The sequence below is a fragment of the Phaeobacter sp. JH20_37 genome (genome assembly GCF_048056015.1).
GTDB classification, from domain to species: Bacteria; Pseudomonadota; Alphaproteobacteria; order Rhodobacterales; family Rhodobacteraceae; genus Phaeobacter; species Phaeobacter bryozoorum.
In genome coordinates, this window is record NZ_JAYMWW010000002.1 from 48,883 (window position 1) to 74,344 (window position 25,462).

The 25,462-nt window shown below is 61.8% G+C and carries 25 protein-coding genes; 11 read left to right on the forward strand and 14 right to left on the reverse strand.

Annotation, left to right across the window (positions count from 1 at the left end; genetic code table 11):
• Positions 1 to 7: 7 nt before the first annotated feature.
• The 5 genes from VWZ87_RS01285 to VWZ87_RS01305 all read right to left on the reverse strand — a co-directional run bounded on the left by VWZ87_RS01285 (position 8) and on the right by VWZ87_RS01305 (position 4,788).
• Entirely contained in the window at positions 8 to 805 is a 798-nt protein-coding gene (locus VWZ87_RS01285; RefSeq protein WP_416535703.1) for an ABC transporter permease, read from the reverse strand.
• Positions 802 to 1,650 (reverse strand): ABC transporter permease, encoded by an 849-nt coding sequence (locus VWZ87_RS01290; RefSeq protein WP_416535704.1) that lies wholly within the window; start codon positions 1,648 to 1,650, stop codon positions 802 to 804. The genes VWZ87_RS01285 and VWZ87_RS01290 overlap by 4 nt, the downstream gene beginning before the upstream one ends.
• A gap of 56 nt (positions 1,651 to 1,706) precedes the next feature.
• The gene (locus VWZ87_RS01295; protein ID WP_416535705.1) at positions 1,707 to 2,816 is read right to left on the reverse strand and encodes an extracellular solute-binding protein; all 1,110 of its coding nucleotides are present in this window, start codon (positions 2,814 to 2,816) and stop codon (positions 1,707 to 1,709) included.
• A gap of 79 nt (positions 2,817 to 2,895) precedes the next feature.
• Positions 2,896 to 3,897, reverse strand: coding sequence for an ABC transporter ATP-binding protein (locus VWZ87_RS01300; RefSeq protein WP_416535706.1), 1,002 nt, complete (start codon positions 3,895 to 3,897; stop codon positions 2,896 to 2,898).
• Positions 3,898 to 4,788, reverse strand: a complete 891-nt coding sequence (locus VWZ87_RS01305; RefSeq protein WP_416535707.1) for a 3-keto-5-aminohexanoate cleavage protein — start codon at positions 4,786 to 4,788, stop codon at positions 3,898 to 3,900. It abuts the gene before it with no gap.
• A 135-nt stretch (positions 4,789 to 4,923) separates the two neighbouring features.
• On the opposite strand from VWZ87_RS01305, the gene VWZ87_RS01310 reads away from it, so the two are divergent.
• Complete coding sequence (locus VWZ87_RS01310; RefSeq protein WP_416535708.1) at positions 4,924 to 6,009, forward strand: GlxA family transcriptional regulator; 1,086 nt, start codon at positions 4,924 to 4,926, stop codon at positions 6,007 to 6,009.
• Here VWZ87_RS01310 and VWZ87_RS01315 read toward each other — a convergent pair.
• From VWZ87_RS01315 to VWZ87_RS01330, 4 genes are read right to left on the reverse strand one after another with little or no spacing between them, the layout of a single operon-like run.
• Positions 5,975 to 6,928: a 3-hydroxyacyl-CoA dehydrogenase NAD-binding domain-containing protein gene (locus VWZ87_RS01315; RefSeq protein WP_416550313.1), complete on the reverse strand. Its 954-nt coding sequence runs from the start codon at positions 6,926 to 6,928 to the stop codon at positions 5,975 to 5,977. The two genes, VWZ87_RS01310 and VWZ87_RS01315, sit on opposite strands and share 35 nt — an antisense overlap.
• Positions 6,925 to 7,728, reverse strand: a complete 804-nt coding sequence (locus VWZ87_RS01320; protein ID WP_416535710.1) for a carnitinyl-CoA dehydratase — start codon at positions 7,726 to 7,728, stop codon at positions 6,925 to 6,927. The genes VWZ87_RS01315 and VWZ87_RS01320 overlap by 4 nt, the downstream gene beginning before the upstream one ends.
• Positions 7,729 to 7,742: 14 nt before the next feature.
• A complete protein-coding gene (locus VWZ87_RS01325; protein ID WP_416535711.1) occupies positions 7,743 to 8,777 on the reverse strand; it encodes an LLM class flavin-dependent oxidoreductase in 1,035 nt (344 codons plus the stop codon).
• 27 nt (positions 8,778 to 8,804) lie between these two features.
• The gene (locus VWZ87_RS01330) at positions 8,805 to 10,286 is read right to left on the reverse strand and encodes an aldehyde dehydrogenase (protein WP_416535712.1); all 1,482 of its coding nucleotides are present in this window, start codon (positions 10,284 to 10,286) and stop codon (positions 8,805 to 8,807) included.
• Between the two features lie 144 nt (positions 10,287 to 10,430).
• Between VWZ87_RS01330 and VWZ87_RS01335 the strand changes: the two genes are divergently transcribed.
• Genes VWZ87_RS01335 through VWZ87_RS01350 form a run of 4 tightly spaced genes read left to right on the forward strand, consistent with a single transcriptional unit; the run spans position 10,431 to position 14,376 of the window.
• A complete protein-coding gene (locus tag VWZ87_RS01335) occupies positions 10,431 to 10,835 on the forward strand; it encodes a RidA family protein (RefSeq protein WP_416535713.1) in 405 nt (134 codons plus the stop codon).
• Positions 10,835 to 11,641, forward strand: a complete 807-nt coding sequence (locus tag VWZ87_RS01340; protein WP_416535714.1) for an alpha/beta fold hydrolase — start codon at positions 10,835 to 10,837, stop codon at positions 11,639 to 11,641. Before VWZ87_RS01335 ends, VWZ87_RS01340 begins: the two co-directional genes overlap by 1 nt.
• Positions 11,638 to 13,749 (forward strand): CoA transferase, encoded by a 2,112-nt coding sequence (locus tag VWZ87_RS01345; RefSeq protein WP_416535715.1) that lies wholly within the window; start codon positions 11,638 to 11,640, stop codon positions 13,747 to 13,749. The genes VWZ87_RS01340 and VWZ87_RS01345 overlap by 4 nt, the downstream gene beginning before the upstream one ends.
• Positions 13,750 to 13,761: 12 nt before the next feature.
• Positions 13,762 to 14,376: an amino acid synthesis family protein gene (locus VWZ87_RS01350; protein ID WP_416535716.1), complete on the forward strand. Its 615-nt coding sequence runs from the start codon at positions 13,762 to 13,764 to the stop codon at positions 14,374 to 14,376.
• Positions 14,377 to 14,454: 78 nt separating this feature from the next.
• On the opposite strand, the gene VWZ87_RS01355 is transcribed toward VWZ87_RS01350, so the two are convergent.
• The 5 genes from VWZ87_RS01355 to VWZ87_RS01375 form a co-directional block, all read right to left on the reverse strand.
• Positions 14,455 to 15,009: a transposase gene (locus VWZ87_RS01355; RefSeq protein WP_416535717.1), complete on the reverse strand. Its 555-nt coding sequence runs from the start codon at positions 15,007 to 15,009 to the stop codon at positions 14,455 to 14,457.
• Between the two features lie 84 nt (positions 15,010 to 15,093).
• Positions 15,094 to 15,312, reverse strand: coding sequence for an IS66 family insertion sequence element accessory protein TnpB (gene tnpB / locus VWZ87_RS01360; RefSeq protein WP_416535742.1), 219 nt, complete (start codon positions 15,310 to 15,312; stop codon positions 15,094 to 15,096).
• Between the two features lie 77 nt (positions 15,313 to 15,389).
• Positions 15,390 to 15,959 (reverse strand): PIN domain-containing protein, encoded by a 570-nt coding sequence (locus VWZ87_RS01365; protein WP_416535718.1) that lies wholly within the window; start codon positions 15,957 to 15,959, stop codon positions 15,390 to 15,392.
• Entirely contained in the window at positions 15,956 to 16,420 is a 465-nt protein-coding gene (locus VWZ87_RS01370; protein ID WP_416535719.1) for a helix-turn-helix domain-containing protein, read from the reverse strand. The genes VWZ87_RS01365 and VWZ87_RS01370 overlap by 4 nt, the downstream gene beginning before the upstream one ends.
• Positions 16,421 to 16,572: 152 nt before the next feature.
• A complete protein-coding gene (locus tag VWZ87_RS01375; protein ID WP_416535720.1) occupies positions 16,573 to 17,640 on the reverse strand; it encodes a hypothetical protein in 1,068 nt (355 codons plus the stop codon).
• Positions 17,641 to 17,866: 226 nt separating this feature from the next.
• Between VWZ87_RS01375 and VWZ87_RS01380 the strand changes: the two genes are divergently transcribed.
• The 6 genes from VWZ87_RS01380 (at position 17,867) to VWZ87_RS01405 (ending at position 25,304) form a co-directional block, all read left to right on the forward strand.
• Positions 17,867 to 18,751 carry a recombinase family protein gene (locus tag VWZ87_RS01380; protein ID WP_416539489.1) on the forward strand — a complete coding sequence of 295 codons (885 nt, stop codon included), beginning with the start codon at positions 17,867 to 17,869 and terminating at the stop codon, positions 18,749 to 18,751.
• A gap of 293 nt (positions 18,752 to 19,044) precedes the next feature.
• Complete coding sequence (gene repA, locus VWZ87_RS01385; RefSeq protein WP_161489483.1) at positions 19,045 to 20,190, forward strand: plasmid partitioning protein RepA; 1,146 nt, start codon at positions 19,045 to 19,047, stop codon at positions 20,188 to 20,190.
• Positions 20,180 to 21,103: a ParB/RepB/Spo0J family partition protein gene (locus tag VWZ87_RS01390; RefSeq protein ID WP_416539490.1), complete on the forward strand. Its 924-nt coding sequence runs from the start codon at positions 20,180 to 20,182 to the stop codon at positions 21,101 to 21,103. The genes repA and VWZ87_RS01390 overlap by 11 nt, the downstream gene beginning before the upstream one ends.
• Positions 21,104 to 21,306: 203 nt before the next feature.
• Positions 21,307 to 22,440: a helix-turn-helix domain-containing protein gene (locus VWZ87_RS01395; RefSeq protein ID WP_416539491.1), complete on the forward strand. Its 1,134-nt coding sequence runs from the start codon at positions 21,307 to 21,309 to the stop codon at positions 22,438 to 22,440.
• A gap of 113 nt (positions 22,441 to 22,553) precedes the next feature.
• Positions 22,554 to 24,731, forward strand: coding sequence for a ParB/RepB/Spo0J family partition protein (locus VWZ87_RS01400; protein ID WP_416539492.1), 2,178 nt, complete (start codon positions 22,554 to 22,556; stop codon positions 24,729 to 24,731).
• 99 nt (positions 24,732 to 24,830) lie between these two features.
• Positions 24,831 to 25,304: a hypothetical protein gene (locus VWZ87_RS01405; protein WP_416539493.1), complete on the forward strand. Its 474-nt coding sequence runs from the start codon at positions 24,831 to 24,833 to the stop codon at positions 25,302 to 25,304.
• Positions 25,305 to 25,462: the final 158 nt, after the last annotated feature.

Genomic DNA, 25,462 nt, shown 5'->3' on the forward strand with positions numbered 1-25,462 from the left:
ACCTTTCTCAGCTTCTGCTTCCGCCGGCATTGCGCCGCGACAATATGGCCGAAACGACAAAGGCGATGGCCGTGATCGCGATCAGGACCACGGCCGCGGCGGCCACGGTCGGGTCGGTATTTTCACGGATGCCGTTCCACATGCGGCGCGGCAGCGTGTAGACGCTGAACTTGGAGATGAAGAGCGTAACGACAATCTCGTCCCAGCTCAGGATGAAGGCAAAAAGCGCGCCGGCAAAAACCCCGGGCCGGACCGAGGGCAGGATGACCCGCCGCATCGTTGTCCAGTTCGACGCGCCGAGGTTCTTGGACGCCTGTTCCAGCCTGGGATCGAAAGTGGCCAGCGAAGCGCTGACCGTGATCAGGACCATGGGTGCGGCCAGGATCGTATGGGCCAGGATCAGGCCGGGATAGCTGTCCAAGAGGCCGAGTGGGATCCAGAGCCGGTAGAAGGCCATGGCCGAGATGATCTGGGGAATGATCAGCGGTAGCAAGAGGAAGGCGCGCACAAGTTCGCTGTATTTCGACGAAACCCGCCACAGGCCAATGGCGCAGAGCGTGCCCAGAAAGGTGGCCAGCACCGAGGTCGACAGCGCGATGACCCCGCTCTGGAAGAAGCTCGTGAGCCATTCCTCGCTGGTGAACAGGTTCTGGAAATGCCGAAGCGACAGTTCGTCCTTGGGCATCGACAGAAACCGCTTGGGCGTCAGCGAGACCGGGATGGCGATCAGGGCCGGGGTTACCAGAAACAGCAGCAGGACCCAGGCACCGGCACGGTTGAACTGGGAAAAAAGACCCGGTCTCATCGTGTGCTGCCTCCGAAGACCGTGCTAAGCTTCATGAAACGCGACATGATCCAAAGCAGGGCGAGAACTCCGGTCAGCATCAGCGCCGCCAGCATCGCAGCCGTGCCCCATTTCAGGGTGACGAGCAGCTGGACCGAGATGTACTCGGCCACCATCAAGACCTTGCCCCCGCCCAGCACTGCCGGAGTGACATAGAACCCGAGGCTGAGGATGAAAACCAGCAGGGTCGAGGCAACAATTCCGGGCAGGGTCAGCGGCAGGTAGATGCGCCGAAAGGTCTGGCTGCCGCTGGCACCGAGATTGCGCGAGGCATCCATGACCCGGCTGTCCAGAGATTGCATACTCACAAGCAGCGGCAGCACAGCATAGGGGATCATGTAGTGCACCATGCCGATCAGCACCCCCAACTCGTTGCGCATGAAGGCGATCGGGGCTGAGATCAGACCAAGTGACTCCAATGTGCTGTTGACCAGCCCCCGGTTGCCCAGCAGCATCAGCCAGGAAAAGGTCCGCACCAGGATCGAAATCCAGAACGAGACCAACAAGAGTGTCAGCATGTAGTTCTTCTGCCGCTGGTGGCAGTGCACCATCGCATAGGCGATGGAATAGCCCAATGTCACGCTGAAGACAGTCGTGATCACGCAGATACGCAGGGTGGTCCAGACGATCCGCAGCAGCGAGTCGCTTTCATAAAGTTTGCGATAGTTGCCAAGTCCCGGTTCGGGATCGGTCACACTCAGCCACATGATGTTCAGGATCGGGCCGAGATATAGCGCAATCACAAGCACCAGAAGCGGTGCTATGATGAACCAGCCGGGATGGATTTGTCTTAACACTGCGTTCATGTCCGTGTTCCGAGCGGCCACGCCCGCCAATTGGCGGCGGGCGTGGCCCAAGGGTTCTAGCTGATCGCGTCGAGGAAGGCGTTCACGGCATCGCCGCCGTTTTCGCCCCACCAGGTCGGATCGTTGTAGACGATGTTGGCGATGTTCATTGCCGAGGTGATCGCATAGGGTTGCTGGTCCTCGGGGATCTGGGCAAAGGCCTCGGGGTTGGAGGGGGTCATGCCAAGGCAGTCCAGGATCGTGAGCTGCGCCGGAACGCTTTGTGCCGTGGCGATGAACTTCATCACCGCCTCGCGGCCCGCCGGATTGCCCTTCGGCACGATATAGGCGCCGGGCATGGCGAGGGCCTCGTTCATCACCAGCTTGAAGCGGCCATCGGTGTCGTTCTCGATGTTGCGGCCACGGTTCTGCCAGACCATGCCCATCGAGACCTCACCGTTGACAACCATCGAATGCGCCTCGGAGCCGGAGCCCCAATAAAGGCTGTCATCCTTGATCGATTTGATCTTGGCCAGCGCCCGGTCCATGTCGAGCGGATAGAGCGCGTCCTTGGAAACCCCGTCGGCCAGCAGCGCGCCTTCCAGCGCCCCGTTCGCCCATTTGTAAAGCGAGCGTTTGCCGGGGAACTTTGCCGTGTCGAAGAAATCCGCCCAGCTGTTCGGCGGGTTGTCGCCGTAAGCCTCGGTGTCATAGACGAAGGCATAGCCGTAAAGGATGATCGAAACACCGTGTTCCAGGGCATACTGCGGCAGCGTCCGGTCCTTCGAGACGATGTCGTAGTCAATGGCTTCCAGATGGCCCGACGGCCCAAGCGCCACGGCGTCGAAGAGGTCGGCGTCGCAGACATCGGCGGTGACGTTGCCGCTGTCGACCATCTCCTTGATCTTGCCCTGCAGGGGGCCCGACGTGTCGAACTTCAGCGGCATGCCGGTTTCAGCCGTGAAGGGTTCGCCAATGGCCTTGCCATGGCATTCCTCGGACTGGCCGCCCCAGTTCCACATGACGATCTCATTCGCTGCCGCTTGCGCGTCGCCCGCCATCACGGCGTTCATGGCGACACCCGAGGCACCGCAAAGCGCCAGAAAGGTGCGCCGGTCCATGCGTCCCGCCTTATAGGCATGGACGCTTTCGGTAAGCATTTCCTTCATGAATTGCTTGTCTTGCATTTCGTCCTCCTTGTCAGATGCCCAAGGCCATGCCGGGCGATTGTTGCGACGCCTTGAACGGCGCTCTTGGGGTGCTCATTTAGCTTTCGTTCAGTTCCACGGCCGCCTCGTCCTGCCAGCTCAGCTCTACGGCTTCGCCCTCGTGCAGCTGTTGGCGGTTGCGCCAGACATCGATGTCGACCTCGATCTGTTCCGCTTCGTCAGTCTCGACGATGATCCGCTGCATCGACCCGAAATAGGTGATGCTGGTGATGGTTCCCTGACGCCGGGCCTGCGGATGACCGGTGCCGAGGTGAATGTCGATCTTCTCCGGGCGCAACGCATGGGGCCGGCCGTTCTGCTGAACAAAGTTCGACTTGCCCAGGAAACTGGCGGCAAAACGGGTTGCGGGCCGTTCATAAAGCTCTTTCGGAGAGCCCACCTGTTCGATGGCGCCGTCACGCATGATGACGATGCGGTCAGACATCGACAGCGCCTCTTCCTGGTCATGGGTGACATAGATAAAGGTCGTGCCGATCCGGCGGTGAATGTCCTTGAGCTGTTCCTGCACCTCGACCCGCAATTTCTTGTCGAGCGCGCCCAGCGGCTCGTCCAGCAGCAGGACCGGCGGCGCGAAACACAGCGCCCGCGCCAGCGCCACCCGCTGCTGTTGCCCCCCCGATAGCTGGCCGGGCTTGCGGTTGGCGAAATCCTGCAGCTGCACCAGCTCCAGCATCTCGTCGACACGGGCCCGGATCTCGGCCTCGGGCCGTTTGCGCACGCTCAGCGCATAGCCGATATTGTCGCGTACCGTCATATGCGGGAACAGGGCATAGCCCTGGAACACCATCCCGAAGTTGCGTTTTTCCGCCGGCACATTGGCAATCGAGCTTCCGTCCAGCGCGATGTCACCGCTGGTGATGTCCAGAAACCCCGCGATCATCATCAACAGCGTCGTCTTGCCCGAGCCCGAAGGGCCAAGCAGGGTCAGGAACTCTCCCTTGCGGATCTCCAGATTGACCTCGTTGACCGCCCGGAACGTGCCGAAATATTTCGACACGCCCGCGATCCGCAGACTGCCGCCAGAGAACGCGTCGGCCATCTACGCCTCCGCCCCGCGCAGTTTCAGCTTGGTACGGGCTTCATTCGGCGTCAGCAAACGCGCGCCCATGCGCTCGATGATCTCGCGCGCACGGGTCACCAATTGGCCGTTGGTCGCCAGAACACCGCGATCGAGATAGATGTTGTCCTCCAGCCCGACGCGGACATTCCCACCCAGCGCCACGGCGGCGGCGGCCATCGGCATCTGGCCGCGCCCGATGCCGAAACTGGCCCAGCTGGCCCCCGCCGGCAGCTGAGACTTCATCGCCACCATGGTTTCGACATCCTGATCCGCGCCCCAGGGGATGCCCAGGCACAATTGGAACATCGGCGGCGCGTCGATCAGGCCCTCGGCGATCATCGCCTTGGCAAAACGGATATGGCCCAGGTCGAAGACCTCCAGTTCGGGCTTCACCCCCCATTCCTGCACCAGCGCCGCCATCCGGCGCAGCGTCGGCGGGGTCGAGATGTAGATCATGTCGGTGTCCGAGAAATTCAGCGTCCCGCAGTCCAGCGAACAGATATCGGGGCGGCATTCCTCGATATGGGCCAGTCGCGCCTCGGGGCCGATCATATCGGTGCCCGGTCCGGGCATGGCCGGGTTGGCGGCGTCAGAGATCCAGTCGCCCCCCATCCCGGCGGTCAGGTTGATCACCACGTCGGTGCCGCTGTCGCGCACGCGGTCGACGATCTCCTTGAACAGTTTCGGATCGCGCGAACCCTGTCCGGTTTCCGGGTCGCGGGCATGGATATGGACGATGGCCGCGCCCGCCTTGGCGGCCTCGATCGCCGCCTCGGCAATCGCCTTGGGTGTGACCGGGACATGCGGGCTTTTGCCGGTTGTGTCCCCGGCGCCGGTAACGGCGCAGGTCAGCACGACTTCGTTGTTCATGCGATTTTATCCCTGTTGTTTTTTCCAGTTTGCTGGCCGGATCTTCTTAAAAACTGTCGATTATTCGCCGCATTTCGGGTGCAGGTGTCGAAAAACATTGATAGGGTGCAAGAAAAGGTAACCGCAGGAAACATCATGCAGCTCGACTTGCCGCCCCCGCAGGGCAAAGGCCAGGTCCATTCGGTTTTCGTGGTGGTGCCGCGGTTCAACCTGACGACCCTGATCACGATGATCGAAACCATGCGGATCGGGAATTACCTGTCTTCCGAGCGGCTGTTCTCGTGGGAGGTGACCTCGTTCGACGGGCTGAGCCTGGGCGCCAGCAATGGCATACGCGTGCATCTGGATGTCGAGCCGGACAAGACCGCGCCAGCGGATCAGGTCTTTGTCCTGGCCAGTTGGGGGGGTGAGCATTATCAGAACAAGGCGCTAACCTCTTGGTTGCGCAAGCGCGCCCGCCAGGGCGAGCGCATCTGCGCGGTCGAACTTGGCTGCTATCTGGTCGCCCGTGCCGGGCTGATGGATGGCAAGGAGGCCACGACCCATTGGTCCTGGATCAACGGATTTCAGGAGAAGTTCGACCAGATTTCCGTTGTGGAACAGCTATTTACCATCGACGGGCGGATCCTGACCTGTGCCGGTGGCATGGCTGGCGTCGATCTGATGCTACGGCTGATCGAGCAGTCGCACGGGGCCAGTTTCTCGGGAGAGATCGCGGACCAGATGCTGCACAATCCGATCCGCAAGGGATCGTCCTCGCAACGCCGGACCATGGGACGCGGGACCGAGTCTATCCTGCCGCTGGTGCGGCAGGCGATGACCCTGATCGAGCGCAACATCGAAGAGCCGCTGACCGTGCCCGAAATCGCCGACGCACTGGACGTATCACAACGCCAGCTTGAGCGGCAGTTCAAGAAACATGTGGGCTGCACGGTGGTTCAGTTCGGCCTGCTGCGCCGATTGCAGAATGCGCGCGTCCTGCTGATCGCCACAGAACTCAGCGTGCGCGAAATCGCCACCGCCTCCGGTTTCAACACACTCTCGCATTTCTCGTATTCGTTCAGCAAGTTCTTCGGTCGGCGGCCGTCGGACTATCGCGAGGCCTGGCCCTCGAACGAAGCGGCCCCGACCTGGCCCGGCACCTTGTCGGATTTTCTGCACGCGCTGAATTCGGTTGAGAAGCGCGCTAGCGCGCCTCTCGCGCCGCGCGAAGAGCATTGAGCACGGCGACGATCTCGCGGTCACGCTGGGCCGCCATGTCGGCAAAATGCCGGTCACCGGCGATGGCGTTGCAGCCATCGACCATGCGGTCGCGCAACTCTTGTGTCAGTTCGGGCGCCTGAAGCCGGGTCCAGGGCAGTTTCAGCGCCGGGCCGAACTGGTCCAGATTGGTGGCCATGCCACCCGCGCCGCAGGCGACGTGAAACGCCATGCATTGCCCCTGGCTGACCATGCGCGGCGCCGGTCCGTTAATCAGCGCGATGTCGATATCCTCGGGCGTGGCCTCGCCATTGGCGACCATGTGCAGCGCCTCGCGCCACAGCGCCTCTTGCAGCCGCGTCGCCACGAAACCGGGGATCTCCTTTTTCATCATCAGCGGCGCCTTGCCCGCGACGCGATAGAATTCACCGGCCCACTCTACCGCCGCCGGGTCGGTTCTCTCGCCGCCGACGATCTCAACCAGCGGCAGCAGATAGGGCGGGTTGAACGGATGCCCGATCACCGTGCGCCCGGGTGTTTCGCAGTTGGCCTGAATGTCGGTCATCATCAGGCCCGAGGTCGAGGAGCCGATCACCACCGTCTCGGGCACGATGCGCCCCAGTTGATGATAGAGCGCCTGTTTCATCGCCAGATTCTCGGGCGCGCTTTCCTGGATGAACCCCGCCCCCTCGACCGCCGCATCGAGGTCATGGACGACGCGCAACCGGTCGAGCGAGGCACCTGGTGCCAGGCCCAGTGCGGTCAGGCTGATCCAGGCGGTATCAAGGATGGTGCGAAACGCCCCCTCCTCTGCCGGGTCGTGCAAATAGCTGGTGACGTCATAGCCGCGCGCCAGGAAATGCGCGGCCCAGCCGCCACCGATGGGACCGCCACCGATGCTGGTGACACGAGTGATGGTGGTAGGATCTGGATACATCATTCGCCCTTGAACCTCGGTTCGCGTTTCTCGACGAAGGCGGCCACGCCTTCGGCCGCATCATCGGATTTCAGCATCTTGCGATAGGTCGGCATCGGGTCGGTGCGCATCTTGTGGAACGCCTGTTCCAGAGGAACGCATTCGATCTCGCGCTGAACCTCTTTCACCGACTGCATGGCCAGCGGTGCCGACCAGGCGATCGAGGCCGCCCATTCGCGGGCCGCATCCATCAGTTGGTCGTGGGGTACGACCTTGTTGACCAGTCCATAGTGGGCGGCCTCGGACGCAGACATGCGGCGGCCCAGCAGGAACATCTCCATCGCGATGTTGTGCGGAATGCGCCGCGGCAGACGTTGCAGCGCGCCTGCGTCCGGCACGATTCCCAGCGGCATTTCCGGCAGGCCAAACTCCACATGATCGGCGGCGATCAGCAGGTCACAGGCCATCGCCATCTCAAACCCGCCGCCGATGGCCAACCCGTTGATCGCGGCGATCACCGGCTTGTTCAGCGCCCAGTTTTCGGTCAGGCCGGTAAATCCGCCAAAGCCGTAGTCGTCGCTCTCCCACCAGTTATCAAGCTGCATCTCGCCTGCGTTCAGCGCCTTCAGATCCCAGCCCGCGCTGAAGATCTTGTCGCCTCCTCCGGTCAGGATCGCACAGCGCAATTCCTTGTCCTCGTGCAATTCCTGAAACGCCGCCGCCAGCGCCTGGCTGGTTGGCACGTCGATGGCGTTGACCTTGCCGCGCGACAGCGTGACCTCAAGAACATGGCCGTCACGGCGGGTGCTGACGCCCTCACTCATCGGGGTATCCTCCATTACCGGAATTCCGGCATGACTTCATTGCAGAACATCTTGAGCGATCGTTTCTGCGCGTCATGATCCAACCCCATCGAGGCGTAGTAGATGAACTCGTTCACGCCCAGGTCCTCGTACCGCTTCAGTTTACCGATGGCGGTTTCAGGCAAGCCGAACATCAGGTTCTCTTCCAGCATCTCGGGGTCGTATTGCTCGCGGCCCGCAATCTGGTCTAACGGCAGCGCGGCGGGGAAACCGTTGACGACGTCACCGGCATTTCGGAACAGGTTCTCGAATTGTGACAACAGGCGCCGGATGGCGTCCAGCGCCTGCTGGCGGTCGGTGGCATTGTCATAGATGCAGGCATGACGCATCAGCGCGAAACGCGGCGACCAGCCGTTATCGGCCTTGGCGATGGCCTCATCCAACTGCCGCTTGTAAAGCTCTGCCTCGGCAAAGGGCCGGGTCAAGGGCCAGCAGTTGATATGGCAGCGGTTGCGCACGGCATAGTCATAGGTGATGGGTGAACGCGCGGCGACCCAGACCGGCATGTCGGCCTGCACCGGCTTGGGCACCGAGGTCGAGGTCGGGAACTGCCAGAATTCGCCGTCATGGGCATAATCGCCCTGCCATAGCGCGCGCACCGCTGGCAGCATCTCCTGCATATAGCGCCAGGCATCGGACTGTTTCAGCCCCGGTTTCATCCGGTCGAACTCGCGCTGATAGGCGCCCGAACCGATGCCGAATTCCAGCCGCCCGCCGCTGATCAGGTCAAGAAACGCCGCCTCGCCCGCGAGGTTGATCGGGTGCCAATAGGCCGCCGTCGCCACAGCTGTGCCCAGCCTGATCTTGCTGGTCTCTCCGGCCCACCAAGTCAGGATCTGGAAGGGGTTCGGCGCGATCGTCATCTCGATGGCGTGATGTTCAGCGGCCCAGACGATGTCGAAACCGCCCTCTTCGGCCATTTGCACCATTTCAAGCGTGTGACGCGCGACATCGTTCATGTCGAGACTGTCGTCGATCCGCTCCAGGTTGATGGCAAGTTGGAATTTCATTGTCCGTGTTCCTTTCCGGGCTCTGGCTCAGCGCATGACAAAGGGGTTGGCCATGGGTTCGTCGGATGTGTTCATCCACACCGTCTTGGGCCGGGTGTAATCGTAGATCGCCTGGAACCCGCTTTCGCGGCCATAGCCGGACCCCTTGATCCCGCCAAATTCGGCGATCGGAGAGACCACGCGATAGGTGTTGACCCAGACGATCCCGGCACGCACGGCACCGGCCATCCGGAGCGAGCGGGCGCTGTCGCGGGTGAAGATCCCGGCCGCCAGCCCGTGTTCGGAATCATTGGCCAGCGCCAGCACCTCTTCCTCGGTCCGGAAACGCTGAACGCTCAGGACCGGGCCGAACAGTTCGGTATCGACGATGCGCAGGTCCTGGCGCGGGCAGTCGATGATCGTCGGCTCATAGAACAGGCCACCCAGCCCCTCGGGCTGCTTGCCGCCGGTCAGCACGGTGCCGCCCTCGGCCTGCGCATGGGCGACCTCGCGCTGGATATGCGCCAGCTGCCCGGCGGTGCAAAGCGGCCCCATCTGGGTCTCTTCCGCCAGCGGATCCCCGATCACGATGGCACGCGCCTGCGCCACCATCCGGTCCAGGAACTCTTCGGCGATGTCTTCGTGCAGGTAAAGCCGGGATCCGGCGACACAGCTTTGTCCCGTGGCGCCAAAGATACCCGCGATCGAGGCGTTGACCGCACTTTCGATATTGGCATCCTCGAACACGATGAAGGGTGACTTGCCCCCCAGTTCCAGCGAGACCTCGGCAAAGTTGCGCTTGGCGTTCTCCAGCACATGGCGTGCGGCGTTCGGCCCGCCGGTGAACGAGACCCTTGCCACCAGCGGATGCCCGGTCAGCGCCCGCCCGCAGGGTTCGCCGTGCCCGGTGACAATATTCACGACCCCGGGCGGGAAACCGGCCTCTTCGATCAGCTTTCCGAATTCCAGCATCGCCGCGCTGGCATGTTCCGAGGCTTTCAGAACCACCGTATTGCCCGCCGCGAGGGCCGGACCGATCTTGACCGCGACCAGGAACAACTGGCTGTTCCAGGGCACCACGGCGGCGACCACGCCCAGCGGCTCGCGCTTGGTAAAGACGAACATGTCCGGCTTGTCGATGGGCAACGTTTCACCGCTGACCTTGTCGGCGCAACCGGCGAAAAAGTGAAAGAACTCGGCGATGTACTTCGCCTGCCAGCGGGTTTCCTTCAGCATCTTGCCGGTATCGACCGACTCGATCCGCCCCAGTTCCTCGGACCGGTCCGCCAGCAGATCACCCAGGCGGCGCAGGTGCTTACCGCGTTCGGTTGGTGTCATCCTGGCCCACGGCCCCGAGGTAAAGGCGCGATGCGCTGCCTCGACCGCCCGGTTCACATCCGCCTCGGTGGCTTCGGGAACCCGGCACCACACCTTGCCGTCGGCGGGGTTGGTGCTGTCGAACAGCGCTCCGTCCGAGGCATCGACCCAAGCGCCGTCGATCAGCATCCGATAGCTCTGGATATCGGCCATCTCGGTCCTCCCTTTTTATCTCTCGTCTCATTCAAAGCGGCGAATCGTCGACGAGTTGTGCGAAAAATCGGCATCTAAGTGTCGAAAATTCTTAAGTTGAGGATTGGAGATCAGGGCAGGCTGGCCTCAAAAGGAGATGCGAACGTGACCAGCAGCAAGAAAAAGGTGATCGGCGGCCCCCTCGAGATCGGCGGCAGGGTTCTGTCGCTGTCGCGCGCCATCCGGGCCGGTGATTTTGTCTTTCTGACCGGCCAGATCCCGATGCAGGGCGGTGCACCGATGACCACAGGTTCGGTCGAGGAGCAGACCCGCGCCGTGCTTGACGACATTACCGCCACCCTCGCGCTTGCCGGGTGCACCCGCGACGATGTGGTCAAGGCGATGGTCTGGCTGCGCGACCGGAGCGATTTCCCCGGATTCAACGCGGTTTACGGCGAATACTTCCCGCACGACCCGCCAACCCGCTCGGCCGTGGTCAGCGACCTCTTGGTCGATGCCCGGGTCGAGGTCGAGGTGATGGCCTATAAGCCGCTGGGTGGAGAAGGCTGATGCCGGTCGCACCCGACGGCAGCGCCTATGAGCTGATCGGCCCGGAAGATGCGCCCTGCGTGGTGCTGATTCACGGACTGGGGCTGAACCGGGCCTGCTGGCAATGGACCAGCCCGGCGCTGGTCGAGGGCTATCGCGTGCTCAGCTATGACCTTTACGGCCACGGCGCATCGGCGGATCCGCCCGAGACACCCAGCCTGACGCTCTTTTCGCTCCAGTTGCAGGGTCTGCTCGATCATTGCGGTATCGCGGATGCGGTGATCGTCGGGTTTTCGCTGGGCGGCATGATCGCGCGCCGGTTCGCGCAGGACTGCCCTGAACGTGCGCGCGCGCTGGTCATCCTGCATTCGCCGCACCAGCGTGGCGCCGAGGCCCAGGCCGCGATCCTGGCACGGGTCGAACAGGCCCGCGACGAGGGCCCGCAATCAACGGTCGAGGCGGCGCTGGAGCGCTGGTTCACCGAGGGCTGCCGCACGGCCAACCCCGCGATGATGGAGACCGTTCGCGGCTGGGTCACGGCGAACCGCAAGGAGGTTTATCACCGGATCTACCGGGTTCTGGCCGATGGCATCGACGAGATCACGGCCCCGGTGCCGCCGCTTACTTGCCCCGCATTGGTGATCACCGGGGACGAGGATTATGGCAACGGCCCCGAGATGACCCGCGCCATCGCCGCCGAGATCAAGGGCGCGCAGGCGCTGATCCTGCCCGGTCTGCGCCACATGGCGCTGGCCGAGGATCCGGCCGCCGTCAACACCCCGCTGCGCCGATTTCTGGACAGTTTGCCAAAGGGGGCAACCGGATGAGCAGCACCCTCCTCAAGGGGATACGCGTGCTGGACCTCAGCCGCATGCTGTCGGGCCCCTATTGCAGCATGTTCCTGGCCGATCACGGCGCCGAGGTCATCAAGATCGAAGGCGGCAGCGGCGACACCAGCCGCAACAACGGCCCCTATCGCGCCGACGATCCGGGCCATGACTGGGCGGGCTATTTCGTCAGCCTGAACCGGGGCAAGAAAAGCATCCGGCTGGACCTGAAATCGCCCGAGGGCAAGACGGCCTTTCGCAGGCTGGCGGCGACGGCGGATGTGGTGCTGGAAAACTTCCGCCCCGGCGTGATGGACCGTCTCGACCTCTCTTATGAATCGCTCGCCGAGGTCAATCCCCGGCTGGTCTATGCCGCCATTCGCGGCTTTGGCGATCCGCGCACCGGCGCCAGCCCCTATGCCGACTGGCCGTCCTATGACGTGGTGGCGCAGGCGATGGGCGGGCTGATGGCGATGACCGGCCCCGATGCCGAGACACCCACCAAGGTCGGCCCCGGCATCGGCGATATCTTTGCCGGCATGATGATGTCCTTTGGCATTCTCGCCGCCCTGCGCGAGGCCGAGGCGACCGGCAAGGGCCGTTTCGTCGACGTCGCCATGTATGACGCGATGATCTCGATGTGCGAACGCATGGTCTATCTGCACGACATGACCGGGCAGGTACCGGGCCCCGAGGGCAACGGTCACCCGCTGCTGGCCCCCTTTGGGGTGTTTCCCGCCGCCGATGGTCAGGTTGCGCTCGGTATTGTTGATGACAGTTTCTGGCAAAAGCTGACCCGGATCATGAACTGGCCAGACCTGGGCGCCGATCTGCGGCTCTCCAACCGAGCCGGGCGGTCCGCCAATGCGGGCGAGATCAACGCGATCGTCTCGGGCTGGACCGCCACCCGCAGCAAGGCAGAACTGACCGAGTTGCTGGGCGGTCACGTGCCCTTTGGCCCGCTCAACACGGTAGCCGATATTACCGCCGATCCCCATGTCGCGGCGCGGCAGATGCTGGCGTGCATCCCCCATCCCGAACCCGGCCATGCGCCCTGGACCGTGGCCGCCAATCCGTTGCGCGTTGCCGGACAGGCGGCGCCTCCTCTACCCGCCCCGCCCCGGCTGGGCGAGCATGACGCGATGCTCGACACGCTGGCCGACAGCGCGCCGCTCGACGACGAGGCACGGCGCGACCTGCGCCGTGCCTTCGGGCAGTTCGCCACCGGGGTGACCGTGCTGACCACCCGGCAAGAGGATGGCACACCACGCGGCTTTACCGCCAATTCGTTCACCTCGGTCTCGCTTGACCCGCCGCTGCTGCTGGTCTGCCTCGCCAAGACGGCACATAGCTGCGATGTCTTTGCCCAGGCGCCGCATTTCGCGGTCAACATCCTGTCGGACGCGCAAAAAGAGATTTCGGGCCTCTTCGCCTCGCGCTCGATCGAAAAGTTCTCGGGCACCCATTGGCATCCGGGCCCGCAGGAGCTGCCGCTGATCAACGGGGCGCTGGCGACATTTGCCTGTGCGCGGCACAAGTTGGTCGATGCAGGCGATCACCTGATCCTGATCGGGCGCGTGTTGAACCACGCGGTGACCGAGGGCAAACCGCTTGGCTTCCACAACGGCGCCTACTTCGACCTTGGGCTGGAAAACCGGCTGGCCGACGCGGCGACCAAGGATGCCAACGGGGTCATCGCCGCCGTCCTGGCTGATGGAGAGCGGATCTTGCTTGAGGAGGCGGGCGACGGCACGCTGACAGTGCCCAAGGCGCCGACGCGCGACAACACGGTTGCCGGGTTCCTGCGGCATATGGATGGCCATGGTCTGACGGCCCGGCTCGACCACCTTTATGCCGTGTTCCAAAACAGCCAGACCGGCGCGCATTCGATCGTCTATCACGGCACGGTCAGCGGCACCGCGCCACCCGGCATGCGCTATCACGACCTGGCCGCGCTGCCGCTGGATCAGGTCGCCAACGACACCGAACGCTCGATGCTGGCGCGCTATCAACGCGAATACCGCCATGGCAGTTTCGGGATCTACCACGGCACCGAACGCAGCGGCATCGTCCATTCGATCGCCGATCACACTGAATACACCGTTTGACAGGAGAGACCTATGCTTCCGGAACTGAGAAAAGTCGTCACCTTCGATGAAGACATCCACACCGAGGGCGGCCGCGCCTCCGACCCGGTCCTGCGCATGATCGGGGTCGCGGCCGTGGTCGCCAACCCCTGGGCCGGACGTGGTTTTGTCGAGGATCTCTCGCCCGAGATCCGCCGCATGGCGCCGGTTCTGGGCAAGATGCTGACCGACCGCCTGATCGCGCTGGCCGGATCAGGCGATGCAATCGAGGCCTACGGCAAGGCGTGCATCTCGGGCACCAATTGCGAGGTCGAACATGCCTCGGCCCTGATCCACACGCTGCAATTCGGTAATTTCTACCGCGAGGCGGTGGGTGCGAAAAGCTATCTTGGCTTTACCAACACGCGCGGCCCCGCCAACACCCAGATCCAGATCCCGCTGATGGACAAGCACGATACCGGCCGCCGTTCGCATTACCTGACGGTGCAGTTCTCGATCTATGACGCACCCGCCTGTGACGAGCTGGTGGTCGCGCTTGGCGCCGCGACACGCGGGCGGCCGCATCATCGCATCGGCGACAGGTACTCTGATCTGGCCGCCTTGGGCCGGGGTGTACAGGACCCTGCCGGGATCGGAACCAGCGAATAGCGCGCAGCGCCAAGATATACTCGGCGATGCAGTCACTCTGGACGGCTCCTGTCGCGTTGCCCTTAATTCGGCTCTGCCTCAATCTGTGTGGCGGAACGGTAGCATTCTCGCCCGCAACAATGCTGGGCCGGCTCGGCCGTACATGGCGCGTTTGAGGGTCTTCAGGCGATTGATCTGACCTTCTGCTTGGCCGTTGCTCCATGGCATCTCGATGGCGTTTTTGACCGCATCAAAATCCCGGTTCAAGGTGCGGGCAAAGCGCATGATGGGCACCAAGTCAGTTTCGATCGCGTCGTCGATCCATGCAGGGAGCGGGTCTGCTTGGCGGCCACGCATGATACCGTTGAACCGCATGGCGAGGCTACGCATCGTTGCGAAGGCGGTCTCGATATCTTCGAGCTCCAGCTCGTATTGGGCCGGGTCAATCTTCTCGGATTTGGTCCCGAAGAGGGCTTTCTTGAAGGACGCAACCAGGGCCTCGAGCCGCGCATTCTGATCCTGTTGCGCACGGATGATCGCCTTCAGTTCGGCAATGTCATCGGGCAATTCATCAGGCGCGGTCATGCCCGATGCCATAACAAAACAAGGCCAGAATGACCCGCGCAAACGACCCCGTGAGTCACTCCGCCGCATAGGGCGCTGCCACCTCCAAAGGGCGCACGCGCCGCCAATCCAACCCCGCAAACAGCGCCTCAAACTGGGCCGGTTCCAGGCGCATCACCCCGTTCTTGACCGCGGGCCATGTGAAGCAGCATCTTCGAGCCGTTTGTAGGCCATCACCAACCCGCTACCGTCCCAATAGATCAGCTTCAGCCGATCCGCGCGCTTGGCCCGGAACACATAGACCGACCCATCAAACGGCTTCTGGCGAAGCTGGCTCTGCACCATTGCAGCCATGCTGGCTGTGCATGGTCGAGCTGTATTGGCTGGGGAGATTGCGCGGTGACAATGGAGAGGTTAGCACCTGCAATGCCAAAACGAGTTGAGCACGCCAAGACCCGCGATGGCGCCAATCAGAGCAGATCGGCAAACTGCTCCAGGTCAGCAACAGTTGCGACCAGCCCTTGTTGCGTCAGGATCGACAGATATTCGTCAACACTCTTGGGCGGGTTTTTGAGGCGGGCGCGAACTTTGCGTAGCGCGGAGCAGACCAGACCGGGCGCGAGAGAAAGCTGGTTCCGGAAAAAGTCGTCGGGGTGCTGAGTTTCGATGCCGAATGGTGCAAGTGCCTCTGGTGGGAAGTCCTTCAGGTTCTGAGTGACGATGGCGTCACAGCGCCCGACGATAGCGGCCGCCAGAACGTGCCGGTCGTCGGGATCCGACAATATGAGGGCCGGCACCAAGGCCTCATAGCCGGTGACAAGACAATCGCGTGTGGCCCTGTCCATCAAGTCGCGGGTCCGCTCCAGCGCCGCCCGCTCCCGATGAGGTTCATTGCGTAGAAGGGCGTCAATCCATTCCCGATGGATGTCAGCCGTCCACTTCGCCTTGAAAAGATCCGTGACCGCCAATTGCATCAGCGCGTCCCGCATGGGCGCAGGGTAGAGGACATTCGCGTCGAAAAGGACCGTGTACTGGCTCATTTCGAGCCATAGCCCATGTCCTGGTCCTGTGCGTCGGCGGTCAGTTGATCAAGGACGGCTTCGCGCTCGCTGTCGATGGCTGCCTTGTACGACATGACGTCTTCCATTCGGACGCGGCGATGCTTGCCTACCTTTCGATGCGGAATACTGCCATCCTCAAGCAACTTGATCAGAAACGGCCGCGAGACATTCAACACCTCTGCCGCCTGGACTGTCGAGAGTTCAGCGTTCTCGGGAATGATGGTGACGCCGCGACCGGCTGCCATCGCCTCAAGGATCTCCATGAGTAGCGCAACAGCGCCGGCGGGAAGTTCGATCGGTTCCATCTGCTCCGCGTCTGTAACGCGAAGCTTCAAGGGCCTTCGGGCTGCCGCAAAGCGCGACAAGGCCTGTCCCGAGACGCGCGCGATCGCAGCGTCCTGCGGGGTCGGTGGAAGATGCCGGTGTGCCAACATGTTCATGGTGGTCTCCTCTCCGTTTTGTACAGTCTACCACCATATATGAAATAAGTGCAACAAATGCATTAAGTGCACAGGACTTCTCAGGATGCTCTGCTGCGTGAGGGCTTTGGCGCCTTTGCCACCAACGTGATCAGCGAAGTCTGGAGCAGTCTTCAGTTCGTAGTCCGCCACATCCGATAGCGTCCTTGCCCGGTCACCTCACGGATCAGCCCATGCGCTTCCATCCAGGCGAGGTTGCGCTGGACGGCGGCGCGGCTGGCACCGGTCAGAGCTTCGGCCATCGGGGCGGAGACGAGTGGCCATTCGGTGAGCACGGCGCGCAATGCGCGCGGGGTCTTGCCCGAGAGTGGGGTCATCTGGGTTTCCGCCCTCGCTGACCATGCCTCGATATCGTCAAGGTGCCGCATTGCGGTCAGGCAGGCGGTCTCCATCCCGTCAAGCCAGCGCGCCAGACGGTCAGCGGGTGGGCCGCTGGCGCGCAGCCCCCCTGCCCCGCCCATGGCCAGAGGCGCAAAGACTGCGCCCCTGCCCTCGCTGGCCGCAATCCGCGCGGCCGTGACTGCCGCTTCCATTCGATCGCCCTGCTGCCCGAGGCCCGCGAGGCTCCAAAAGTGAAAGCCCACGCAGGCGCGGGTTATCGGGTGAAGATCGGCGACTTGTGCGATCAGGTCGAGCCAACCGCCCGCGCGATCCGCGAAGGGCTCGTCATCATCTGCCATATTCTTGGGATCGCGGCGGTCGAGGAAGGCGGATAGGTCCACCTCTGGGCCTAGCCCCCCTGTCAGACGACGTACCGCCCAACCGACACGTGCAAGGGCTGCGGTGTCGTCTTGCAGGCCGGAAATGCGCATGGAGATCCAGAGCGCCAGCCGATCCGGGCCGATGCGGTCACCCGCGAACCAGCTGAGGTCGGCAGCCTCGATCAGGGCAAGCCTGTGCCGCCATCCTTCCGGGCTGCGTTTCAGGCGGTCGTCCAGCGCGCCAACGCGACCGGCCACACGGGCAAGACGCGCGGCATGACCCGCCTCTGCTTTCCGCCAATCGTCGAGGGCATCGGTTTCACGCGGTTCGACCCTTGGTCCGGGCGGCAAGTAATCCGACTCCTCTTCCATCGGACCGGGCAGGAACCAAAGATGGTCCTCGGACGACTGTTCCACCTCCTCACCGTCGATGATGAGAGCATCATATTCATCATGTAAGGCAGGCGCTTGAGGCTTCATATGTGCAAAATATCTAAGTTTTGCATTTTACCCAAGGGTTTTGTCGGGGTGCGCTCACGAACTTTATATAGCACGCGCGGGCGATGGTCGGCGAGGGCTCTCTGATCGCGCTCACTGTATAGAAACCAAGGGCTTTCTGTTGAGCAGGGCCACAGAGAGCGCCCTTGCATCCGTTTGCAAACGATCGTTTATTGATGGTATATGAAACTGCAAACGGCCTTTTTTGATGCCCCTGATTGGTTATGCGCGCGTATCTACCGAGGATCAGACCCCCCTGCCCCAGTCGCAGGCCCTGAAATCCGCGGGTTGCGCCGAGATCCATGAAGAACAGGCCTCAGGCGGCAATCGTGCGCGGCCGGTGCTTGCGCGGGTGTTAGAACGCATAGGTAAGGGCGACACGCTGGTTGTCGTGCGTATTGACCGTCTTGCCCGCTCATTATCGCATCTGCTGGAGGTGATCGAGCGACTGGAGGCCAAGGGTGCTTTCTTTCGTTCCATTCAGGACCCGATCGACACCGGATCCCCGCAAGGCAAGTTCACGTTGCAGGTTCTGGGCGCCGCGGCCGAGTTCGAGCGGGCGCTGATCCGGGAACGTACCAAGGCGGGGCTGGCGAGCGCCCGTACCAAGGGCCGGGTCGGCGGGAACCCTGGACTGCGGGCAAAAGACCCTGCTGCCCTTCGCAAAGTGCAGCTGGCGCGACAAGACGGCTACATGGAACGTCTGAACGAGACGGCACAAGATTGGGTGCCCCATGTGCGCCGGTTGCGACCCGACTTGGCCTGGGAAGACGTAGTGCGCATCATCAACGGCCCCCTGCCCGAGGCGCGTCGCTGGACCCAAAGCCGTCTCTTGCGCGCTGTGAAGGCCTATGTCCGCGACGGCTTCCTGCCGGCCGAGGTGCTGGCCCGCGCCGGGCGCCGCGAAACCGACGACCGTCTGCCCGCCATCGTCGCGGGTATCAAGGGCGCGGATCCCGACATCACGCTTCAGGCGATCTGTACCCGGCTGGAAGCGATGCGCGAACGCACACCACGCGGGCGGACAAGCTGGCAGCCTTCTTCGGTGAAGATGCTACTGGAGCGGGCTGAGAGGCTGGGGCTGCTCGATTGAGATTCCCGAGAATCGCCCATCCGATTCTGCCGACTGATTTCTGTATGCACTCACAATACATCTTGTGGTCACGACGTAGTTGGCAACGAGGTGTTGAAGCAGAGCGAGAGCGCAGTCGCCCAAGACGCTGATTTTTAACAGTTTACCGTCGACAGAAATCGGTGCCTTCAACGCCCCCAGGCCGCTCAACGGTTTGGTCTGGATTTATCCACAATATCTGTTAAGCTTTGCAAAACAATAAAGACTTGAGGGCAGTGATGAACGGGATACGGGCCTCCCAGAGATTTGAAGTCATGTCCAAGCGACTTGGTAGTCGGTTGCGTGAACATGCGCAGGAAACCTTCCCACCGGACGCTCAGAAGGGCCTCCGACGCTTCGCCATGCGGGAAGCGGCTGAACTGCTTCGCATTAATCAGAATACCTTTCGCCATCATGTGTCAAACCTCGAAGGCTTTCCCGAAGGTGTCCTGGAGGGCGGCAACCGCCGTAGCTTCTCTGCAGAGGAGATGGTCGAGGCACAACGCGTACTTCTCGAGACTGGAAGGATCAAGCCAGAAGAACACCCGCACAGAAGACCGGGAGAGGCTTGTCAGGTCTTGACGATCTTCAACCTGAAGGGTGGTTCGGCAAAGACGTCATCTGTTGCCCATGTAGGACAACTACTGGGTCTGCGCGGCTACCGGGTCTTGCTTATCGACCTCGACAGCCAGGCAAGTCTGACAAACTTGTTCGGAGTTACTCCCGAGCTCGATCCGGATATGCCAACTTCATACGATCTTATCCGATCCGATGATCCACTGCCCGCAGCTGAGATCATTCGCAAAACGAACTTCCCGACCGTGGATCTGATCCCGGCATCCATGGACATCATGGAGTACGAGTTCGAGGTCGCCCTGAGCTTCAGACACGGCGCCACCACGTTCCATAGCCGCATCCGGGAAGCGCTTGAGCCCGTCCTCAACCGATATGATGTGGTGATATTTGACACCCCGCCGCAGCTGAACTTCTCGGTAATCTCTGCCCTCTTTGCATCGACCGGGGTCCTGATCCCGCTCAACGCGTCGATGCTCGATGTCATGTCGCTGGCGAGCTTTCTGGGCATGGCGAGCAACCTGATGGGCGTCGTCGAGGCACACGCCCCGGAACATGGACTGAACTTCGTGCGCGTTCTGATCACCCGCTACGAAAATACGGATGGTCCGCAGGTGCAGATTTCATCTCTGCTTCGGACAGTCCTCGGGGATGCCGTGCTGTCTGCCGAGTTCCTGAAATCAACAGCCGTGGGTGATGCTGCGAACACCCAGCAGAGCATCTTCGAGGTCGAACCTCGCGACGTGAATCGGAGAACTTACGAGCGCGCGATCGAGTCCGTCTCGCGCGTGACCGACGAAGTCGAACGCGAAATCCTGAAAGCATGGGGGCGTAGCCATGGCGCGTAAAGTCTTCGGGGACTCACTCAAGAACGCGATGGGCAAAACGCCGCCTTCGGACGAGGATCTGGATGTGAAGCGAACGAGCCCGACCGTAGCTCGCGCACAAGCATCCGTGCTCGAAGAGGATAAACACGCCACGCGGCTGATCGACCCGACCGCCATACGGATGTCCGCGGTCATGGACCGCATCGATCCAAGCGATGGTCTGGATGAGCTTGTCTCGTCGATCCGCGAGCACGGTCAAAAGGTTCCAGTGCTGGTTCGCCGAACCCAGGACGGTGCGCTTGAGATCGTCTATGGACGCCGTCGGCTTCTCGCTAGTCGCCAACTTGGTCAGAAAGTGCGCGCCACGGTCATGGAGATGACCGACGAGGAAGCTCTCATTGCCCAAGGCGTGGAGAATAATGCGCGTCAAGACCCATCGTTCATCGAAAGGGCTCTGTTTGTCGCCGGGATCATTCGAGAACTTGGGAAAACCGACGAAACGCGCAAGAATGCTCAAACGATCGCGTATCGGGCACTTCAGATCGATGAATCGCTCGTCTCGCGGATGAACCGTATCGCTACGGGCATCCCGATCGAACTGATCCAGGCTATCGGACCTGCACACGGCGTTGGTCGACGGGTTTGGGAAAAGCTTTTCAGGCTGTGTGAGAAAGACGTTGCGAGAGCCCGAGAAGTTGCCAGCGAAATTCCTCGCAACATACCGGGCCCCGACCGTCTCGAAGCGGCGGTCACCTTGCTGACAGCCACCAAACCATCGACGCAGAAGACATACCCCAGTGAGCGCGTGAAGATCGGCCGAAAGGGCAACCGCATCACCATCGATGTGGACGCTGATCTTATCCCTCGTGTTGAGGAGGCAGTCCGGAAGCTGGTCACGGAGCTTCTTGACCGCGGTCAAGACGGGCCAGAGTGACGATCCCGTGTCTTGACCACGGTCAAGACATCAAAAGCAACGAGCAGAAAACGAAAGGAGGACCGGCTAGAAAAAGAAAGACCCCCCGAAAGCGATGCTTCCGAAGGGCCTCAATCAGTCTCGACACCTGATTGATACCCCCAAAACGAATCGATTTCAACACCGCTCGCGGTGAACGGGGAAGCTTTTTCTTCCGAAACACCATGAGACATGCAACTGAAACAACAACCGCCCTGGCGGAACGGACATCTCTGCCCTGCCCTAACCCCTATGAGCTTCTGGGCCCAGTTCGCGTACTGAGGAAGGAGCTCGGTCTCACAACCAATGACCTCGCCGTTCTGACCGCGCTCATTAGCTTCCTACCCCGCAAAGAACGTGAGATTCAGGACAGCCAGCGACTTACGCTCACTGTCGTGTTCCCATCGAACGCTTCTCTGTCAGAGCGCGCCAATGGACTCGATGAGAGAACACTTCGACGCAGCCTGGGACGCCTCTCAGCTGCTGAACTGATCGAACGCAAGAATTCAGCAAATGGCAAACGCTTTCCGCTGCGGTATGGAGGCGTTATCAGAGATGCCTTCGGTATCGACCTGAAGCCCTTGATCCAGAGGTACGGCTCGCTCGCGACACAAGCCTTGCAGCTCACCGAAGAACGCGAGCGCTTGCGCTCACTGAAGGCTGAGGCGTTGGCCCTACGTGCCTCGCTACTCCACCAGACACGCTTCGATGAAGCAAAGCTCTCTACCCTCAACATGATCAGAAATGTCCTGCGTCGAGCAACACTAACCGTTGATGCAGTCCTGAGCGTTATCTCGGAACTTAGAACCCTCGGAGCCGATATCGACGCAAGCTACGGTGAACACCATGCCGCAGCAAAAGCTAGTTCCGAAGATAATTTACAAGCTATCGAACACCAACCTTATGCACCAGAATCCAACGATCTGCCCGCCACAAACGGACAAAATGTCCGGCACATAGAGTCTTTAAAAAAAGATATTAAAAAGATTGCTCCCTCTACAGTCAATCGCGGTGAACAAACCGCAAAAACCAAACCGACGATGAACCGAGACCCAGCACGCATGGCATGGGAAGATTTCACCCATGTTGCGGGATTTTTCCCAGAACCGCCGCGTACAGGAGAAGCCCTCACCCGCATTCTATACGACCTCGGTCGATTGCTTAGAATAAGCCAAGACGAACTGCGGCATGGGATCCAGAAAGCTGGCGCGGGAAAGCTGCTTCTCGTCTTCGACTACCTGATAGCAAGAGCAGACACGATCAAACACCCTGACGCCTATTTCGAAAGGATCCTACGCACACAACTTGCTCCCACATGAACTTCTTGACCGCGGTCAAGAACAACCGCGAGAGGGAAAGGAGTGTTGGTTTGAGGGTGACGGGAAGTGAGATCGGGAGAGTGGCTTCCGGCGCCCGTCGTGGAGAAGATCTGATGACGAAAGCTGTCCAGAAAATCACCATGTCCCCTTCACGGGATATCCCTTTCGACAAGCTGGTGCTGAGCCAGTCCAATGTGCGGCGCATCAAGGCTGGCGTGTCCGTCGAGGAACTCGCCGAAGACATTGGCCGCCGCGGCCTCTTGCAGAGCCTGAGCGTGCGGCCCGTCTTGGCTAACGATGGTGCCGAGACCGGCAAGTTCGAGATACCGGCCGGGGGCCGCCGGTTCCAGGCATTGTCCTTGCTGGTGAAGCAGAAGCGTTTGGCAAAGACCACGCCCATTCCCTGCATCGTGCGGGATGCTGCGTCCGACATCCTGGCCGAGGACGATTCCCTTGCAGAAAACATGCAGCGCGTGGCCCTGCACCCTCTCGATCAGTTCCGCGCGTTTGTGTCCCTCCGCGACAAGGGTCAGAGCGATGCAGAGATTGCTGCGGCCTTCTTCGTGACGCCGCAGGTCGTGAAGCAGCGCCTGAAACTCGCCTCCGTCGCCCCTGCCCTGCTTGAGGTCTACGCCGAGGATGGCATGACGCTGGAGCAGCTCATGGCCTTCACCGTGAACCACGATCACGCGCGTCAGGTTCAGGTCTGGGATGCGATCCATTCATCCTGGAACAAGGAGCCATTCCAGATCCGGCGCATGCTGACCGAGACCTCGGTCCGGGCGTCTGACCGGCGCGCGATCTTTGTGGGTATTGAGGCCTATGAAGCGGCTGGTGGCACGATGCTGCATGACCTGTTCCAAGGCGATGACGGTGGCTGGCTCGAGGACCCTGCCCTGCTCGATCGGCTGGTGACGGAAAAACTCCAGGCCGAGGCTGAGACGGTTGCGGTTGAGGGCTGGAAGTGGATCGAGGTCGCACTCGACCTGCCCTATGGCTACAGCCACGGTCTGCGGTCCCTGTCCGGCGATCCGGCACCGATGACGGATGACGAAGGTGCGGCTCATGCCAAACTGCTCGCCGAGTATCGGGCGCTGGAAGAGGAATACGCGGGGCAGGATGACATCCCCGACGAGATCGACACGCGGCTTGGCGTATTGGAAACGGAGATGGAAAAGATCGAGACCCGGCCGTTGATCTTCGATCCGTTGGAAATCGGACGGGCAGGGGCCTTCGTCACGCTCGACCGCTACGGCGCGCTGGCAGTCTATCGCGGCTATGTGCGTCCAGAGGATGAGCCCGTTGACGAGACCGCGGTCCAGGATGGTACGGATCCTGCGGCGGCGGGGCAGGGGGATGATCGTGATTTCACCGATGGCCATGCCAGTGCCGCTCATGGCGGGACCGTCATCATGTCGGGTGGCCAGCCGATCGGAGCTGACCTGCCGGAGGATGAGGATGACGGAGCGCTGAAGCCACTACCCGAGCGGTTGGTCATGGAGTTGACGGCCCACCGGACGCTGGCGCTGCGTGAAGCGATCGGGCGCTCGCCGGATGTCGCGCTGACGCTGCTGCTTCTGAAGCTGGTGACGGACACCTTCCGCACTTCCTCTGCTTCGGGCAGCTGTCTCGAGGCATCCGTGCGTCCAGTCTATATGTCGGCGCAGGCGCCCGATCTGAAGGACAGCGTGGTGGCAAAGCTGGTCGACGAGCGTCATGCGGAATGGGAAGCCGATCTGGCGCTTAGCGACGATGCGGCACTCTGGGACTATCTGACAATCCTCGACCAGGGCAGTCGGCTGGCCTTGCTGGCGCATTGCCTCAGCTTCGGCGTCAACGCGCTGCATGAGAAGGTGAACCCATACGGGGCAGGCATCTCTGCTGGCGGTCTGACCCGGCGTATGGCGCATGCCGATCTCGTGGCGCGTGCCACAGGTCTCGATATGGTCGAGGCGGGATGGGAGCCGACGGTCGACACCTATCTCAACCGCGTGCCCAAGGCCCGGATCCTCGAGGCCGTGCGCGAGGCGAAAGGGGAGGGGACTGCCCAACTCCTCGATCACCTGAAGAAAGGCGAGATGGCCAGTGAGGCCGAGCGCCTGCTGAAGGGCAGCGGCTGGTTGCCCGAAGTCCTGCGCCGGAACGATCTCGTGGCGCTGGACGGTGAGGACTGTGCCGAAGGGCAGGGGGCGGATGTCGAAGTGGCTGACAGCGTCAGTGAGGCTGACCTTCCTGCATTCCTGACGGATGACTTGCCTGCTGAAAGCGCGTCGATGCTGGCCGCGGAATAACGTGTTCCAGCAGGGGGCGGGCATTCCGCCCCCAATCACCCTATAACGTAATAATATCAATAGGATGAATGCAATTACTCGCATTCAGAATGAGGAATCATGTCTGCAACAACCATCATCGACACCGCACCCCTCGGGGCGCTCATTCGCTACACTGACGGCAGCCCCAAGCCACCGGCACGCTTCACGAAGAAGCTCGCAGCCTGGGAGCGCTCGAACGGCGTTGGCCGTCTTGTGAAAAAGGAACCACCCCGGTCCTATCCGACATGGACGGCACCCGCGTCGTTCACGCTGCATGAGGGTAACTTCTCCTCGGAGGGGGTGATCCTCGTGACCATCATGCGCAGCCATTCGGCTGACAGCGCCCTGGTCTTCGAGGTGGCCGAGGAGCCGAAGCCCGGGCAGGTGCGCGTGCTCCTCGACTTCGGCGGCAACACCGAGCTGCTGCATCTGGCGGAATCCATCACCGCGGCCGAGATTTGGATCGCCAAGGAAGGATACCGCAACGCGCGGCTTGAAATCGTCGGCGATGAACAGGGCGAAAGGGCAGGGGGCGCGGACCTGGCCGCCTGAGCCCAACTGAAACCGAGGGGCCCGCCTCAGCGCGGGCCTCTCAACCATCACAACCTTGTCCTTTGAGTTCGCGGGGCGCCAAAGGAACCATCCCCAAAGAAGGAGTCTTCAACCAAGAGCGTGGCCGGGAGGCTGGCGGCGTTCCAAGCATCAGCAGG

Excerpts from the sequence above, each read along its gene's own strand:
- VWZ87_RS01290 (WP_416535704.1), bottom strand. The coding sequence starts at position 1,650 with ATGAACGCAGTGTTAAGACAAATCCATCCCGGCTGGTTCATCATAGCA.
- VWZ87_RS01325 (WP_416535711.1), bottom strand. The coding sequence starts at position 8,777 with ATGAAATTCCAACTTGCCATCAACCTGGAGCGGATCGACGACAGTCTC.
- VWZ87_RS01380 (WP_416539489.1), top strand. The coding sequence starts at position 17,867 with ATGCCCCTGATTGGTTATGCGCGCGTATCTACCGAGGATCAGACCCCC.
- VWZ87_RS01315 (WP_416550313.1), bottom strand. The coding sequence starts at position 6,928 with ATGATGTATCCAGATCCTACCACCATCACTCGTGTCACCAGCATCGGT.
- VWZ87_RS01285 (WP_416535703.1), bottom strand. The coding sequence starts at position 805 with ATGAGACCGGGTCTTTTTTCCCAGTTCAACCGTGCCGGTGCCTGGGTC.
- VWZ87_RS01350 (WP_416535716.1), top strand. The coding sequence starts at position 13,762 with ATGCTTCCGGAACTGAGAAAAGTCGTCACCTTCGATGAAGACATCCAC.
- VWZ87_RS01295 (WP_416535705.1), bottom strand. The coding sequence starts at position 2,816 with ATGCAAGACAAGCAATTCATGAAGGAAATGCTTACCGAAAGCGTCCAT.
- VWZ87_RS01300 (WP_416535706.1), bottom strand. The coding sequence starts at position 3,897 with ATGGCCGACGCGTTCTCTGGCGGCAGTCTGCGGATCGCGGGCGTGTCG.
- VWZ87_RS01390 (WP_416539490.1), top strand. The coding sequence starts at position 20,180 with ATGGCGCGTAAAGTCTTCGGGGACTCACTCAAGAACGCGATGGGCAAA.
- VWZ87_RS01310 (WP_416535708.1), top strand. The coding sequence starts at position 4,924 with ATGCAGCTCGACTTGCCGCCCCCGCAGGGCAAAGGCCAGGTCCATTCG.
- VWZ87_RS01400 (WP_416539492.1), top strand. The coding sequence starts at position 22,554 with ATGACGAAAGCTGTCCAGAAAATCACCATGTCCCCTTCACGGGATATC.
- VWZ87_RS01405 (WP_416539493.1), top strand. The coding sequence starts at position 24,831 with ATGTCTGCAACAACCATCATCGACACCGCACCCCTCGGGGCGCTCATT.
- VWZ87_RS01305 (WP_416535707.1), bottom strand. The coding sequence starts at position 4,788 with ATGAACAACGAAGTCGTGCTGACCTGCGCCGTTACCGGCGCCGGGGAC.
- VWZ87_RS01345 (WP_416535715.1), top strand. The coding sequence starts at position 11,638 with ATGAGCAGCACCCTCCTCAAGGGGATACGCGTGCTGGACCTCAGCCGC.
- VWZ87_RS01320 (WP_416535710.1), bottom strand. The coding sequence starts at position 7,728 with ATGAGTGAGGGCGTCAGCACCCGCCGTGACGGCCATGTTCTTGAGGTC.
- VWZ87_RS01370 (WP_416535719.1), bottom strand. The coding sequence starts at position 16,420 with ATGAACATGTTGGCACACCGGCATCTTCCACCGACCCCGCAGGACGCT.
- VWZ87_RS01340 (WP_416535714.1), top strand. The coding sequence starts at position 10,835 with ATGCCGGTCGCACCCGACGGCAGCGCCTATGAGCTGATCGGCCCGGAA.
- VWZ87_RS01355 (WP_416535717.1), bottom strand. The coding sequence starts at position 15,009 with ATGCGGCGGAGTGACTCACGGGGTCGTTTGCGCGGGTCATTCTGGCCT.
- repA (WP_161489483.1), top strand. The coding sequence starts at position 19,045 with ATGTCCAAGCGACTTGGTAGTCGGTTGCGTGAACATGCGCAGGAAACC.
- VWZ87_RS01365 (WP_416535718.1), bottom strand. The coding sequence starts at position 15,959 with ATGAGCCAGTACACGGTCCTTTTCGACGCGAATGTCCTCTACCCTGCG.
- VWZ87_RS01395 (WP_416539491.1), top strand. The coding sequence starts at position 21,307 with ATGAGACATGCAACTGAAACAACAACCGCCCTGGCGGAACGGACATCT.
- VWZ87_RS01330 (WP_416535712.1), bottom strand. The coding sequence starts at position 10,286 with ATGGCCGATATCCAGAGCTATCGGATGCTGATCGACGGCGCTTGGGTC.
- VWZ87_RS01375 (WP_416535720.1), bottom strand. The coding sequence starts at position 17,640 with ATGAAGCCTCAAGCGCCTGCCTTACATGATGAATATGATGCTCTCATC.